The sequence below is a fragment of the Streptococcus sp. 1559 genome (assembly GCF_013276735.1).
GTDB classification, from domain to species: domain Bacteria; phylum Bacillota; class Bacilli; order Lactobacillales; family Streptococcaceae; genus Streptococcus; species Streptococcus pseudopneumoniae.
The window spans coordinates 1-15,221 of record NZ_VMLO01000059.1 but is presented as its reverse complement, the minus strand read 5'-3'; the positions used below and the strand labels follow the sequence as shown (position 1 = coordinate 15,221).

Below are 15,221 nucleotides of genomic sequence, written 5' to 3'. Positions count from 1 at the left end.
CGAAGTCAGCTCAAAACAGCTTTTTGAGGTTGTGGATGAAGCTGACGTGGTTTGAAGAGATTTTCGAAGAGTATTATTCTTATTGCCAGGCACCTGATTTGCCAACGTAATAACCATCAGGTGTGTAGGTATTGCGAAGCATCTTACCTGATGAAGCCAGATAATACCACTTGCCATTATCTTTGACCCAATCATTCGCTAGCATGGCACCAGAAGAACTTACATAATACCATTCTCCCTTGTCATAAACCCAAGTGCTTGCTTTCATGGCTCCTGAGCAATTAGAGGCCAAAAAAACTGTCCAATATCATTCATTTTTTAAAAGCATTTGATACTACATCATCCACGCTGTAGGACATAGATACATCAAACGTAAGAGTCAAAACATCGAAAAATATACAACTTTTAAAGGCAACATTTCATTTTTTAAAGTCTAACAACCATAGAACTGAAATCAGAGCAAGGCATCAATTTCCTACTCTTAGTACGTCTATTTTGGATGGTTTAAGTGAAGATTTTTTTATTTAACGTAGACAACCTCCAACTTTCCAAAAGCCACATCCCCACGGATAATCAAGGTTTTGCTGGTTGGGGCTAGAGGGGCATCTGCCTTGGCTACACCACAGAAAGTTTCCACCTTCAAATCAACTCTCCAATGTTGGGGAACATAGATAACTGCATTGCCAAAACCAACTTCCACCTTCAGGGTTGCGGTATCTCCTAAAATCTCTGCATTGTCATAATATATCTTGGCATTGCCAAAACCAACTTCTACTTGGTCTTCTACCAATTCTTGGTTTTGCTTGTAGAAAGTCCCAGTCCCAAAAGCAACTTCCTTATCTACAAGAATGTTTTTTTCACCATCATACCACCATTTTTTCCCATTCCAAGTTCTGTTAGAATGAGTGAGTACGCTGACACCCATTACAATCAAAATACTAGCCCAGAACAATGACTGATTTGGAATAGGTAAGATGTCATAAAAATGATTAGCAATCATTAAGGCTACTAGAACTGTAAAAGAGGCTGAAGTTAAGTGGCGACGCAACAAAGCTCCAACTGATTGGTAGGCAAAAAAAGTAATACCAATCAAGGGCCAAATGTGCCCTCCTAGAGAAGGGATTCCAAAATTTCCTTGTACTAATATTAAAGCTGCCAATACTAGCAACACAATACCAAATGCTTTCTTTTTCATGTTCTTACCTCATGTTTCTTAGATTTTCTTTTAGGAGGGATTGGTAATGCCGTGACACATGAACCTCCTTGTGGGTCTGATAAAAGGAAATGGTGCCCGTTCCTGAAAAGGACTTGTCCACCGAGTAAACCTGACGGATATTTGCAATAGTCGACTTGGATACCCGACTAAAATAGCGAGGAAGGATAGCCTCTAACTCATAGAGTTTAAGCCGAACCTCGTAGGCATCTTTCTGGGTATGGGCGTAAATCTTGCTACCTTCCGTCTCAAAGAAGAGAATTTCCGACAAATCCAGATAATATTCGCCCGTCCCCTTGTAAAAAATCAACCGAGGAGACTTGGACTCTTGCAAGAGCCGCTGTAAATCCGCAATCTCATCTGTCAAAGCCGCTGCCTTGATGACAATTTCAGTTTCCTCTAAATTGCTGTCAATTTCGATTCGTAACTTCATTCCATCTCCTTTCTGACTCTACTATATCAAAGCTAAAATAAGAAAACAAGAGCAAAAAAGCAAGTGGTTACTTTAGACCCGTAAGTGGTTGTAGGACCACCTTAACTTACAGGTCAACATAGAAAGAAAATCACACCCCACACAAGAGCACAAATATAGCCAACCACTACATCCTTGGGAAAATGCACTCCACCCAAGACTCTCACTAGACCGAGGAGGGCTGACAAGACCAACAAGATAACCCCTACAGATAAACTAGCATGTAAGCAAGCCATGGAGATAATGGTTGCTGAAAAGACATGACGACTGGGCATAGACTGACCAGGGCTATCTCTGTCAAGCAAAGGTTTAATATCCCATTCCTCATAAGGCCTAGAGGCATTGATTTTCTTACGAAGAAAGGATAAAATCACAAAACCTGATGCAGGAATAAACAAATAGATTCCGACCTGTTTCCCAAGTCCTTCTTGGAGATAGGTAGTAGCTAACAAGGTTAGATAAATCATAGGCATAACTACCGTCATGAACCGATTGAAAGTTCTTAACAATCTCAGAAAGATAGGTCTATTTTCAATCTTACCAGCAACGTGGTCATACCATTCTTGATAATTTTTCATATATTTTCTCATCACTTATTCAAATTTTGCTTATAGGGAAGCACTTGTCTTCTAGTATAGTGCAGAAAAAGAAGGCCGTCAAGCCTTCTTTCGATTTATTATTCTGCTTCGTCTTCTGTAAATTGACTGTTGTAGAGGTCAGCGTAGAAACCAGCTTGCGCCATCAGCTCATCATGATTGCCTTGCTCGATGATATTACCATCCTTCATAACAAGAATCAAATCAGCATTACGGATGGTTGACAAGCGGTGGGCGATGACAAAGGACGTTCTGCCTTCCATCAAATGATCCATGGCTTTCTGAATCAACTCCTCCGTCCGTGTATCAACAGAAGAGGTCGCCTCATCCAAAATCAAGAGTGGCGCATCTTTCAGCAAAGCACGAGCAATGGTCAAGAGTTGTTTTTGTCCGACAGACAAGGTCACTGTATCATCCAAGACGGTATCGTAACCATCTGGTAGGGTCATAATAAAGTGGTGAATCCCTACAGCCTTGCTGGCTTCAATCACGCGCTCATCACTAATCCCCTCTTGGTTATAGATGAGATTATCTCGGATAGTACCTTCAAAGAGCCAAGTATCCTGCAAGACCATTGAAAAGGCATCATGTACTTCCGAACGCTTCATATCCTTGGTATCCACACCATCGATACGGATACTCCCCTTATCAATCTCATAGAACTTCATCAAAAGATTGACAATGGTTGTCTTACCAGCTCCGGTCGGTCCGACAATGGCAACCTTTTGACCTGCATGAGCTGTCGCAGAAAAGTCATGGATAATAGTTCGCTCTGGTGTATAACCAAAGGAGACTCGATCAAAGACTACTTGACCTTTCATATCGCTCAATTGCCTTTCTTTATGGGATTCGTCTTCCATTTCCTCTTCAGCTAGGAATTCGAAGACACGTCCCATGGCTGCACTAGCCTGCTGAAGACTACTAATCCCCTGAGCGATTTGTGAAAGAGGCTGAGAAAAGATACGAACATAGGCCATAAAGGCAACGATAATCCCGATACTAATCTGCCCATTCAGAGCCAAGGCCGCACCAACGATAATCACCAAGGCATAGCTAAAGTTCCCAATAAACATCATAATCGGCATCATAATCCCTGAAATAAACTGAGATTTCCAGATACTGTCATACAGACGATGGTTTAATTTCGCAAATTCTTCTTTCGTGCTCTCGATAGCATTGTAACTGGTCACCACATTATGGCCAGAGTACATTTCCTCCACATAGCCATTGACAGCCGCCAAATCCTGTTGCTGACTCTTAAAGAAGCCCTGTGATTTGCCCATAAAGATGGATACAAATGCAAATCCAACAAGGGTTGAAACAACCGTCACCAAGGCTAAAATCCAGTTCATCCCAAACATGGTTACCAAGACTGCCACGACCAATAAACTAGATGAAAGAACTGTTCCCAGACTTTGATTGAGGGACTGGGCTGCAGTGTCAACATCATTGGTTACACGAGACAAGGTATCTCCTTGAGAGTGTCCATCAAAATATCCCAATGGTAGGCTATTGATTTTCTCTGCAATAGCTCTTCTCAAACGCTCTGAAAAACGTTGAATGACTGTAGTAAACAGAAAGGCCTGCAAATAATTTGATAGAAGCCTAATTACATAGATGACGACCAAAAAACTACCAATGGCTGCAACCGCCGCGACATCCACACTTGTTTCCAGACCACTGGCAATAATATTAGTCATTTCCTTGATGCGGGTTGGACCATATACAGTAATGATATTGGATACGATTGTTGCTAGAAAGGCTATCAGAAGGGCAAACTGGAGGCCTGCAAGATAGGGTTTACTCTGTTTCCAGAGAGACATTTTCTTATTTTCCATGTTCCAATTCCTCCTTCGATAGTTGTGAATAGGCAATTTCTTGGTAAACTTCGTTGTTTGCTAGAAGTTCCTTGTGGGTGCCTTGTCCCACGACTTTTCCTTGATCCAAGACCAAAATCAAATCAGCATCCATAATCGTTGAAATACGCTGTGCGACGATAAGCTTGGTCATAGACTTGGTTTTCTCTGCTAACTCTTGGCGTAGGACACGGTCTGTCTTGTAATCCAAAGCTGAGAAGGAGTCATCAAAGATGAGGATTTCTGGCCTCCGAGCCAAGGCACGCGCAATGGCCAGACGCTGTCTTTGGCCGCCTGAGAAGTTGGTTCCTCCTTGGGCCACTTCTGAGGCCAAGCCCGCTTCCTTGTCTTCGATAAAGTTTTTAGACTGGGCCAATTCCAGAGCCTGCCACATAGCTTGCTCACTAAGTGGTGTTTCTTGACTCTGTCCAAAGTCTAGATTGCCCTTGACATCTCCAGAAAATAGCACAGCTTTTTGTGGAATATAGCCAACCTTGTTGCGCAAATCATTTAAGTCATAGTCTTGAACATTGACACCGTCCACCAGAATTTCTCCTTCTGACACGTCGTAGAAACGTGGAATCAGATTGACCAGAGTTGATTTACCAGAACCTGTTGACCCAATAAAGGCCACTGTTTGGCCAGTTTCTGCTTTAAAGCTAACATGCTCGATAACTGCCTCCGAATTTGCCGCATAGCGGAAGGTCACATCCTTAAATTCGACCTGACCTTTGAGGTTTTCATCAGCCAGCTGCACTTGAGCAGGGTTTTGGATAGAAGAATGCAAATCTAAAACTTGATTAATCCGCTTAGCAGAGACCATAGTTCGGGGAAGAACGATGAAGAGTGCTCCCATGAGAAGGAAGCCCATGACAACCTGCATAGCATAAGACATGAAAACAATCATGTCACTAAAGAGAGGCAGACGCGCTATCGGAGCAGCGTCGTTAATCACATAGGCCCCAATCCAGTAAATCGCCACACTCAAACCACTTGAAATCCCCATCATGATAGGGTTCAAAATAGCCATAAGACGGTTGACAAACAAATTCAAGCGTGTCAATTCATCATTTGCTGCTGCAAATTTTTCATTTTGGTATTCTTCAGCATTGTAGGCGCGAACGACACGAATACCTGTTAAACTCTCACGAGTGATACTGTTCAGCTTATCTGTCAGACTTTGAATCAAGGACTGTTTTGGAAAGGCTAGCGTCATCAAAACAGTCGTCATCAAAACATTGACAATTACTGCCACAAGAACGGCCCAGAGCCAGTATTCTGAATGACCTAAAATCTTTCCGATAGCCCAGATAGCCATAATCGGACCACGCGTAACTACTTGCAAGCCCATAGTAATCAACATCTGAACCTGAGTAATATCATTGGTAGTACGAGTTAGAAGACTAGGAATAGAGAATTTCTTAATCTCTGTCTGCGAGTAGTCTAAAACTCGGTTAAAAATATCACTTCTCAACCTACTAGTATAAGAAGCTGCCACTCTGGATGCAAAAAATCCAACTGCAACTACGGACAAGAAGGCAAGAAAGGACATTCCCACCATCATGCTTGCCGGCTGCCACAACTCATCTAAATTAGTTCCTTGACTACCTAGCAAATCCGTAATTTTCGAGATATAAGTCGGCACTTCCAACTCCAGATAGACCGAAAGGCAGGTAAAGAGAATGGCTAGTAAAATCATCCCCCATTATTTCCTACTAATTCGTTTGGCTAATTTCTTCATTCTCTCCTCCTATTCTCTCGATATTTGCCTGTAGTTGACCGAGAACTTTCTCAAAAATCAGTAATTCATCTTCATCAATGTCTTCCATCAACTGCTTGTCTATGCGTTCAAAGAAGGCCTTAACCTGCTGCATTTGAGAACGTGCTTTGTCCGTCAAACAAACAAATTTTGCCCGCTTATCAACAGGACTCGCCTCCAATTCCACCAAACCATTTTGCACCATACGCTTGACCAAATTACTAGCAACAGACTTGGTAATATTGAGTTCCTGCTCGATATCTTTAATCAAGACCAAGTCTTGGTTTTTCTCACGATTATCCAAAAAACGCACAACCTGACCTTGAGGCCCACCCATAAATTCAATACCACAACGTTTGGCTTCCTTTTGCACCATGAGGTGAATCTGATGACCAAAACGCTTAAAGACTAACATCGGTTTGTCCATACAAACTCCTTTCTAACTATCACATTTAGTTCCCCTAGGAACTAAATAAGTTTCCGTGAGAACTATTTTACCACTTTGAAAAGAGATGTCAAGAAAAAGTTTCCTAGAGAACTATTTTTTTGATTTAAAAAATCCCAAGTGATTTTTTCACTTAGGATCATGTTTGCTAGGTTAATTTAGAACCCGTCTACGTTTGTGTAGATTTTTTGTACGTCTTCGTCGTCTTCAAGAACGCTGTAAAGTTTTTCAAAGGTTTCAAGGTCATCGCCTGACAATTCCACTTCTGACTGAGGAATCATTTCCAATTCAGTCACTTGGAATTCTTCGATACCTGACTCACGAAGGGCAACGATAGCCTTGTGAAGGTCAGTTGGAGCTGTGTAAACTGTGATTGTACCTTCTTCTGCTTCTACATCATCCACATCCACATCTGCTTCAAGCAATTGCTCAAAGACTGCATCGGCATCTTCACCTGCAAATACGATAACTCCCTTGTTGTCAAAGAGGTATGAAACCGAACCTGAAGCGCCCATGTTTCCTCCGTTTTTACCAAAAGCTGCACGGACATTAGCCGCTGTACGGTTGACATTTGAAGTCAAAGTATCCACGATCAACATAGAACCATTTGGTCCAAAACCTTCGTAACGTCCTTCTGTAAAGGTTTCGTCTGTGTTTCCTTTTGCTTTATCAATCGCTTTATCAATAACGTGTTTTGGCACTTGGGCTTGTTTAGCACGGTCGATAACGAATTTCAAAGCTGAGTTTGATTCTGGATCTGGATCACCTTTTTTAGCTGCTACATAGATTTCTACACCAAATTTTGCATATACTTTAGAGTTAGCTCCATCTTTAGCCGTTTTCTTGGCTACGATATTGGCCCATTTACGTCCCATTAGGAATCTCCTTTTTTCACATTTTAATCTTTCTTATTATAACACAAGTTTTTTCGATTTTCACTAGAGGAAATGGATTTTATTCAGTAAATCCAACTAGGATAGCACTTTTGTTGCCAAGATGGTCTTGCCTTTCCATCCTTATCAACATTCAAAAAACAAACTAGACCATTATCTGAAAATAGAAAGTTTCTACCAAGTTTGACAAAGTCCGCTCAAACTACTGTTTAGAGTTTGTAGATATAATCGACAAAAACAATCATACTGCACCTTTTATTGACAGTCTACTCCAGACATATCATAGTTCAAGTAAATACTTTGAAATTCAACAGTTCTTATAGGCGCTATTGTATTCTAAGAAATCAATAGAAGAATTTCTAACCAAACATCTATTACTCAATGAAAATCAAAGAGCAAACTCGAAAACTAGCCACAGGTTGCTCAAAACACTGTTTTGAGGTTGCAGATAGGGCTGACGTAGTTTGAAGAGATTTTCGAAGAGTGTAATTTATGTGTTCCTGAAACAGAAATGTATGCTCTTTTTGATTTCACATGATACTGAAGTTAGACTAGTACAACGGCACTTCTAAAACAAGTAAAAGGTAGCTAATTCCCTGTATAGCAAGGAGTTTCACTACCCTTTTTACTTTTTCTTACAGCTACGGTTTGATAGACTCATTTTAAAATCACGAGCCTAGTCATTTTCTACCTTATCCTCTACCTGAGGATAAAGAGTCGTTCCCCAAATAGAAATCGTCCGCTTGCGCACTAGGGGCAAATCAGTTTTTTCATAAACCGTACGCCACCATTCCCAGGCAAGTCCGGTACACTCTCTAATTTTGACAGAGAGATTGCGAACATTTCCTTTTAAAGGAATACTAGTGGTAAAATGAGCCGTCAAATCCTGGCCATTTCTGTCCCAAGCCTTAGGAGTCAAAACTTCTTTACCTTGATAATCATAGGATAATTCATCCCAAGTAATGTAATATTGGGCAACATAGGCACCACTATGATCCAAGAGTAAATCTCCGTTTCTGTAAGCTGTCACCTTAGTCTCAACATAGTCTGTACTGTTTTGAAAGGTCGCAACTACATTGTCCCGTAAAAAAGAAGTTGTATAGGAAATCGGCAAGCCTGGGTGATCTGCTGTAAAGCGACTGCCTTCTTGAATCAAGTCCTCTACCATATCCACCTTGCCTGTTACAACTCGGGCACCCGAACTCGGGTCGCCCCCTAAAATAACCGCCTTCACTTCTGTATTGTCCAAAATCTGTTTCCACTCTGTCTGAGGAGCTACCTTGACTCCTTTTATCAAAGCTTCAAAAGCAGCCTCTACTTCATCACTCTTACTCGTGGTTTCCAACTTGAGATAGACTTGGCGCCCATAAGCAACACTCGAAATATAGACCAAAGGACGCTCTGCAGAAATTCCTCTCTGTCTTAAATCCTCTACCGTTACAGTATCTTGAAACACATCTCCTGGATTTTTAACAGCATCTACGCTGACTGTATAATAAATCTGCTTAAAATTAACAATCTGAATCTGCTTTTCGCCCGAATGGACAGAATTAAAATCAATATCAAGAGAATTCCCTGTCTTTTCAAAGTCAGAACCAAACTTGACCTTGAGTTGTTCCATGCTGTGAGCCGTGATTTTTTCATACTGCATTCTAGCTGGGACATTATTGACCTGACCATAATCTTGATGCCACTTGGCCAACAAATCGTTTACCGCTCCGCGAACACTTGAATTGCTGGGATCTTCTACTTGGAGAAAGCTATCACTACTTGCCAAACCAGGCAAATCAATACTATAAGTCATCGGAGCACGATCGACCGCAAGAAGAGTGGGATTATTCTCTAACAAGGTCTCATCCACTACGAGAAGCGCTCCAGGATAGAGGCGACTATCGTTGGTAGCCGTCACGGAAATATCACTTGTGTTTGTCGACAGGCTCCGCTTCTTTCTTTCGATAACAACAAACTCATCGGGTAGTTGATTCCCCTCTTTGATGAAACGATTTTCAATACTCTCTCCCTGATGGGTCAAGAGTTTCTTTTTATCATAATCCATAGCTAGTATAAAGTCATTTACTGCTTTATTTGCCATATTCTTCCTCCTAATAAGTTCCTGGATTGAGTTGCATAAACTCAGACTTGTTCAGCGAAATCAGCCGTGGTTGGACTAAGTGATCCAAAATTTCCTCGTACAATTCTTCTGAGACATTGCGTCGCCGTCTAGCTAGATAAGAAGTCGGAATGACCGTATTATCCAACATAAATACCTTATCTAAGTCAATCAAGGTTGGTCTTGTAAAAGGATTACGAGCTAGATCCGGCTCTTCTATCATAAAGTTCTTGACCAAACGTCTGGTCAAGAGAGCTGGTTTGAAGGTCTGATTTTTAACCAACTCTTTGTTTTTAGTCATGCTGTTGTCAATACAAATATACATATGATTCTTCACAGCCAAATCGCTACTAATAGTCGGAAAAGGCAAATAAAGAGCTACAACATCTCCTCTCTTAATCAAGCAAGAGCACCCCCTTTTCTCCTAATGTAACATAGACAGGATTGACCAAGTCTTCTGATTGACTCAGTGTTTCCAAAGTTTGAGTTTGGCGCCCTGTCAATTTAGTAGCATCTTGTCTCTTCAATACAAAATGCTTGTCGCCAATAACCTTGACACTATAATCCTTCTCCAAAGCTGACTGGTAAATCCACATCAGATATTGTCTGTCCTGAGAACTCAAGAGAGAAGGATGTTCAAGTCTCCCGATAGTCTGATAAAAATCAAAAACAGGAGCCAAAGCTTGCCAATCTGACTGGCTAGTTGTCAAGGCTAGAAAAAGGGCTTTGCGAGCTGATACTTCTTGATTAGCCTTGAGAGTCCCCTTGCCCTCCAAGTTTTTTAAAAAGTGGGAAACTCCAGAAAGCAAATCTTTCTCTAACTGCGAGAAATAAAAACCTTGCCTTCCCAGACACAAGTCTCTCAAGTCGCTTTCTCTAGCAAATAAGAGTTCAAACAGTTGATAATAAAAGAAAAATATCTGGCACTGAGTTGCGCTCATCTTTTCCTTGTCGGCTTCTTTTTTTAACCAGAGCAAGGGCAATAGGTAGCTGGATTGAGACATTTCCTCCACCTCCTACTCTTTTTTCTCTGGAGCATCTGCACTAGCTGCCACTTCTTTTGACTGGATACTTTCCCACTGGTTGATTTCCTCTGAGATAAGACCTTCGCATGTCTTGACAAATAGGGCAAAAGTCTTGGTTTTTCCTGCATATTTCTCTGTTTGGCATTGATAGAGGAATTTTTCTCTCTCCAGGAGTTGCGCAGTCTTTTGGTAAGAAATCCAATGTTCCTTTGCATTATACAAATTGAGAATCCCTTCACACAGCAAGCCTAAACTGGATAAGGCAACCGAAATCAAACGGTAGCGATCACCTGGCATAGGAACAGCACAAAAGACAGCTATGAGGAAACCTGCCACGATTTCTGTTATTTTTAATACCTTATAGCGTCTACGATGTTGAACGCTTTTCTTTAAAAAATGAGCTATCTGTACGTCCAATCGATCTGTCAGGTACATTTCTTCTGGCGTCATGTTCGTAACCCCTTTCATTTACTTTGATAATCATAGTATAACATATTTGAATATCAAAGTATAGTAAAAACTGAACTATAACTTATTATAAAATCTAAATATGAAATATTTGTGAAATAAGGGAAAAATATCACAAAAAGGATGGAACAAAAAGTTTCAAAATGATAAAAACGCATAATACCTTGCCTTAAAAAGCTTGATATTATGCGTTTTATCAGAGAAAGATTTTCTGAATGTTCACCTCAAATTGAGTTTTTCCAACATTCTATCAATCACTATTCTAGCTGGTTTCCGACTCGGCTAAGTTTGACTTATCTTAACTGAGCAAGAACAGCTTTGAGTTTCTCAATCAACTCCTCTTCTGTGTGGTCAGACTCTTTCTCATTGGCTAGGAAGGCAACTGCTTGAGCGAGAGCTTCTCGTGCTTGGTCAAGGACTTTCGCATCTACATTTGTAAGGTCGCTTTCTTGCAGAACCTTAGTCAGTTCCTTAGTCAATTTCTTGAGTTCTGACTCTTTCTTGCGACGAGCGATGAGGAAGAGAAGGAGACCAAGAAGGGCGAGCAGGCTAGCAATCATGGTACCATATGGAAGATGACCTTGCTCTTTGCTTGTTTCTTGCATTTCCTCTTTATCCTTAGTCGCTTGCTTACCTTTCAAGGATTCGAGTGCTTCTTTGATCTTAGCAGTCATCTCTCTCAAGTCTGCTTCCGTCAAGTCAGTATTTCTAAGGGCTTCTTGACCCTCTCCGAGAATGATCTTCACAGCGTCGATGACAGATTGATCAATACCATCCAAGTCTTTCAAACGAGTTTCCAAGTCTCCAATCAAATCTCTTAAGACGGATTTATCAACCTGTTTCTCTTGACTCGATTGAGTGCCACCAGCAAAGGTTACACTTCTCCGGTTACGGATTGGTGGTGTCACACTGGTGTTAGTGTTGCCACCGTTATTAGTGTTGCCACCGGTGTTGGTGTTGCCACCGTTATTAGTGTTGCCACCGTTATTAGTGTTACCACCATTGTTAGTGTTGCCACCGGTGTTAGTGTTGCCACCAGCGTTAGTGTTGCCACCATTGTTAGTGTTGCCACCATTGTTGGTGTTACCACCGGTGTTAGTATTGCCACCATTGTTGGCGCTTGCTGTGGCTGTGACCTTATTGATTTCAGCAATACCAGCAGTCTTCGCATTCTCTACATCAGTTTGTGTCTTAGCTTTATCAATCTCAGCTTCCGCTGCTGTAACTGCTGCCTCTACTTGACGATTAGCGGCTTCCTTCTCTTCATTTGTGATATGAGGAGTTCCTGCTAGAGCGTTTTTCTTCTCGTCAGCTTTTCTGCGTAGTTCTTGCTTAGCTTGAGTGTTAGCAGTTCCTGTGGCTGTAACGTTATTAATTTCAGTAACTCCTGTAGTTTTGGCTGTATCTACCGCTGTATTTGTTGTTGCTGTATCTACGTTTGAGATTGCTGTTGTTTCTTTCTCTGTTACTGTTCGCTTAGCTGTAGCTTTTTCTTCATCTGTTAAGCCTGCTTGTTTGTCTATCTCACCTCGTTTAGTATTTGCGGCTTGTTTGATAGCTTCTTTTGGCAAATCTTTCCCTATCGGGTTCACGCCGTTAATATTTTCCAACCGCTTGTGCAAGGCATCATCCACCTTAATAAGGCTGTCGGCATTTTCAATATCGCGTGTAGCTTGACGTGCATAGGTATTAACTATTGCAGTAGCACCATCTCGCTCTACAGACGAAAGGCTTCCATTCTTACCAAGGCTATCATTTTTACGTTGTCTCGCTTTCTCTATTTCATCCTTAGCATCACCTTTTGCCTCGGCATATGTTCTGGCATGCCATTGGTTTGCAAGAAATAATTCGGCCCCCTCTCTGCCTCTTAATCCAAAAGCATATACCAGTTTTTTAACATCATTATTTCCCACGGTATTAAATGACAATCTATATTTTCTGTCACTATTGGGCAATTCAAAATAGTATAACTCTCCTCTACTTGAATTGATAATGTCAAACTTTCCATCTGAAACCTTTTGATTTTCTCGGCTTTCAGCTCGTCTCTCATAAGGATTGGTTCCTCTAGGTCCCCTCCTTGCCAAATCGTTTAGACTTCCAGACGGCATTGGATTCAATGTGAATCTATTATTAACGCCAGTAGACGTCGTAGTCCCTTTAGTAACCCTACCAAATTGCGCTCTTGAGTCTCTAAGTAGTTCTAAAATACTACTAGTATTTGGAGATCTAGTTGTAGTTCCTCCACTTTTTTCTGTTATGCTAAAAGCATCCGAATTGTGTTTAAATTCTTGACCCGAAGGAACAGTAAACCAAACTTGTGTATTCCCCGGTAATCTCCTGTGCTGATTATTAATTTCAATATCCCAATGAAATCCATCTTCCGTTGATGTTACTGTAGCTTTAATATATTTTTCAGCCTCTGATACCAGCTTCGTTGAGTTATCTCTATATTTTCTATTTGAATAGAAAACATAGGTATACTTATCATAAGGAGAATTTCCCCTATCACCTGATTTCTCAAAATAACTTTCTTGAGCTGTTCTAAAGGCTTCAGAGTAGTTTTCGCCAGCTCTTGCAGCTCTTGTAACTCTCGAACTACGAAAGTCAGAGTAGCCACCATCACGTGGTTGAGGAGTTACTCCTCCAGCTGTAGTTTCCTCACCATATTTTTCTTCCAGCACTCCTTCGATGAGGTCTCGGGATTTTTTCAGGTCGACTAGGGCAGCGGCAAAATCTTCTTGGCTGATGGTATCGCCTTTAGAAAAGGCTTCATTGAACTTATCAGCTGCTGCTTTTGCTGCTTGGATTTTATCTTCCGACGCTTGATTTTCTTTAAGTCGTTTGACAATAGACTCTAATTCATCTTTTAGTCTATAGACGCCGTTTTCACCTTCTGTCGTATTAGTGTAGGTTGGGAGTTCTCGTGGAGTAGATTGAGAGTTGGCTTCAGGTGCTGCTTCCTTTCCTCCATCAGTTGGACTAACTTGGTTCGCAACTGCTCCAGGCTCGATTGTTCCCCCTCTTTTACGACGCTTTCCACCAGTTGCTTGCTCAGTTGCAGTTCCGTTTGGTTCGACAAGCTTATTATTTGTCGAACTTGCTTCACCCAAGTCTGTCAATTTTGGTAGCGATGGCTCCAAGGCTTGATTGACACGGCTCGTCAGTTCTTCCATAGCTCTTACTTGCTCATCAACCTGCGCTTGCGTCGCTTTTGGATCGTCCAAAACTGCCTTAGCTGCTGCTAGACCTGCTTCCACTTCATCGTGGAGCGCTTTCATGGAGCTAAGAGTTAGTTTTTCCAACAAAGCTTGCAGATTGCCTTGGAGTGATTTAGCTTCTGTCGTTTTAGTGGCAGATGTGGGCTGGTCTTGCTCTTTTACTGCTCCTCCTTGAGAAGTTTCTTGAGCAGCTGGCTTCGTCTCTGGTTTGGTAGGAACAAGGCCAGCTGTTTCCTGCCCCTTACTAGCGTCCTCGATTTTAGTCTCTGGAGAGTTTGACTCCCCTGCAGACTGGAGCTCAGCCGACGGTTCAGTCTGAGAGACCTTCTCTGGCTCTTCCCCATCTGACTCCTGTGGTTCCCCATCTGAATTTCCAGCAGATCCAGCAACTACATCACTGGCTGTTGCCGAAGATACTGCAGGTGCCTGCGCTTGCACCCCATTTGCGAAAAACATCAATGCCGCAACCGCAACACTAGCAGCCCCAAAATGGTATTTACGAATGGAATAACGGAAAATTTTCTCTCCATTGCCATCATTCTTTTTCTTGAACATAAGTGAATCCTTTCCTCATCTGAGAGCTTCCCCGAGCTTAGAAAGCGCGCAAAAAGCCGACAGTCGATAATATATCAATCATATAGTAACACTTCTGACATACAAGTCAACCTCCTCGCTGACAAGATAGAGTCAGGAAAGGCAAGAAAAAAGCGACAATATATATATATATATATATATATATGCACAGACATATAAAACCTTTTAATACAGCCTATTTTTTAACAAATAGCGAAACAGTTATACTACATTTATATATGTACAACACCTTTTTGTGCCAATGTTACAATATTGTTACATTTTAATTACACAATCGTTTCAAGAAATATGATGGAAACCTGAGTATTTTATAGTAATTCCCTTCCTATCAATTAGGTCAACAGTTGAGTGTTGAGTGTTGAATATTGAAACACCCTATCCTCAGCAAAGGACTATGATCAGCATTTCCTAGCCGCTAGGACGCTCCAAATCACCTATTCTAAGTCCACCATAGCTTGGTCAGTAAGATACAGACTGCAAGGCGACGCTGATGTGGTTTGAAGAGATTTTCATTGAGTATAATTTTAACTTCTTACTTTTCATTCCTATTCCTTAAGTCATAACCACCCGTG

General features: G+C 41.4%; 12 protein-coding genes and 1 pseudogene. All 13 read right to left on the bottom strand.

The window, feature by feature from the left end; genetic code table 11:
* Positions 1 to 79: 79 nt before the first annotated feature.
* Positions 80 to 277 (bottom strand): annotated as a pseudogene (locus tag HT688_RS08070) (N-acetylmuramoyl-L-alanine amidase family protein); the annotation flags it as partial.
* 243 nt (positions 278 to 520) lie between these two features.
* The gene (locus tag HT688_RS08065; protein WP_000725723.1) at positions 521 to 1,195 is read right to left on the bottom strand and encodes a LiaF transmembrane domain-containing protein; all 675 of its coding nucleotides are present in this window, start codon (positions 1,193 to 1,195) and stop codon (positions 521 to 523) included.
* Between the two features lie 4 nt (positions 1,196 to 1,199).
* Complete coding sequence (locus tag HT688_RS08060; protein WP_000776606.1) at positions 1,200 to 1,646, bottom strand: LytTR family DNA-binding domain-containing protein; 447 nt, start codon at positions 1,644 to 1,646, stop codon at positions 1,200 to 1,202.
* A 113-nt stretch (positions 1,647 to 1,759) separates the two neighbouring features.
* Positions 1,760 to 2,263: a phosphatase PAP2 family protein gene (locus HT688_RS08055; RefSeq protein WP_165778265.1), complete on the bottom strand. Its 504-nt coding sequence runs from the start codon at positions 2,261 to 2,263 to the stop codon at positions 1,760 to 1,762.
* A gap of 98 nt (positions 2,264 to 2,361) precedes the next feature.
* Entirely contained in the window at positions 2,362 to 4,119 is a 1,758-nt protein-coding gene (locus tag HT688_RS08050) for an ABC transporter ATP-binding protein (RefSeq protein ID WP_101514396.1), read from the bottom strand.
* Positions 4,109 to 5,836, bottom strand: a complete 1,728-nt coding sequence (locus HT688_RS08045) for an ABC transporter ATP-binding protein (protein ID WP_226372030.1) — start codon at positions 5,834 to 5,836, stop codon at positions 4,109 to 4,111. Before HT688_RS08045 ends, HT688_RS08050 begins: the two co-directional genes overlap by 11 nt.
* Before the next feature lie 16 nt (positions 5,837 to 5,852).
* Entirely contained in the window at positions 5,853 to 6,323 is a 471-nt protein-coding gene (locus tag HT688_RS08040) for a MarR family winged helix-turn-helix transcriptional regulator (RefSeq protein WP_050223005.1), read from the bottom strand.
* A 176-nt stretch (positions 6,324 to 6,499) separates the two neighbouring features.
* Positions 6,500 to 7,216, bottom strand: a complete 717-nt coding sequence (locus HT688_RS08035; RefSeq protein WP_000532877.1) for a YebC/PmpR family DNA-binding transcriptional regulator — start codon at positions 7,214 to 7,216, stop codon at positions 6,500 to 6,502.
* A gap of 694 nt (positions 7,217 to 7,910) precedes the next feature.
* Positions 7,911 to 9,326, bottom strand: a complete 1,416-nt coding sequence (ply, locus tag HT688_RS08030; protein WP_166737022.1) for a cholesterol-dependent cytolysin pneumolysin — start codon at positions 9,324 to 9,326, stop codon at positions 7,911 to 7,913.
* 10 nt (positions 9,327 to 9,336) lie between these two features.
* Entirely contained in the window at positions 9,337 to 9,747 is a 411-nt protein-coding gene (locus tag HT688_RS08025; protein ID WP_000595757.1) for a hypothetical protein, read from the bottom strand.
* Entirely contained in the window at positions 9,740 to 10,348 is a 609-nt protein-coding gene (locus tag HT688_RS08020; RefSeq protein WP_000083606.1) for a hypothetical protein, read from the bottom strand. The genes HT688_RS08025 and HT688_RS08020 overlap by 8 nt, the downstream gene beginning before the upstream one ends.
* A gap of 12 nt (positions 10,349 to 10,360) precedes the next feature.
* Positions 10,361 to 10,819 (bottom strand): DUF4231 domain-containing protein, encoded by a 459-nt coding sequence (locus HT688_RS08015; protein WP_000186951.1) that lies wholly within the window; start codon positions 10,817 to 10,819, stop codon positions 10,361 to 10,363.
* A gap of 311 nt (positions 10,820 to 11,130) precedes the next feature.
* Positions 11,131 to 14,610, bottom strand: a complete 3,480-nt coding sequence (locus HT688_RS11855) for a DUF1542 domain-containing protein (protein WP_240148168.1) — start codon at positions 14,608 to 14,610, stop codon at positions 11,131 to 11,133.
* Between the last annotated feature and the right edge of the window lie 611 nt (positions 14,611 to 15,221).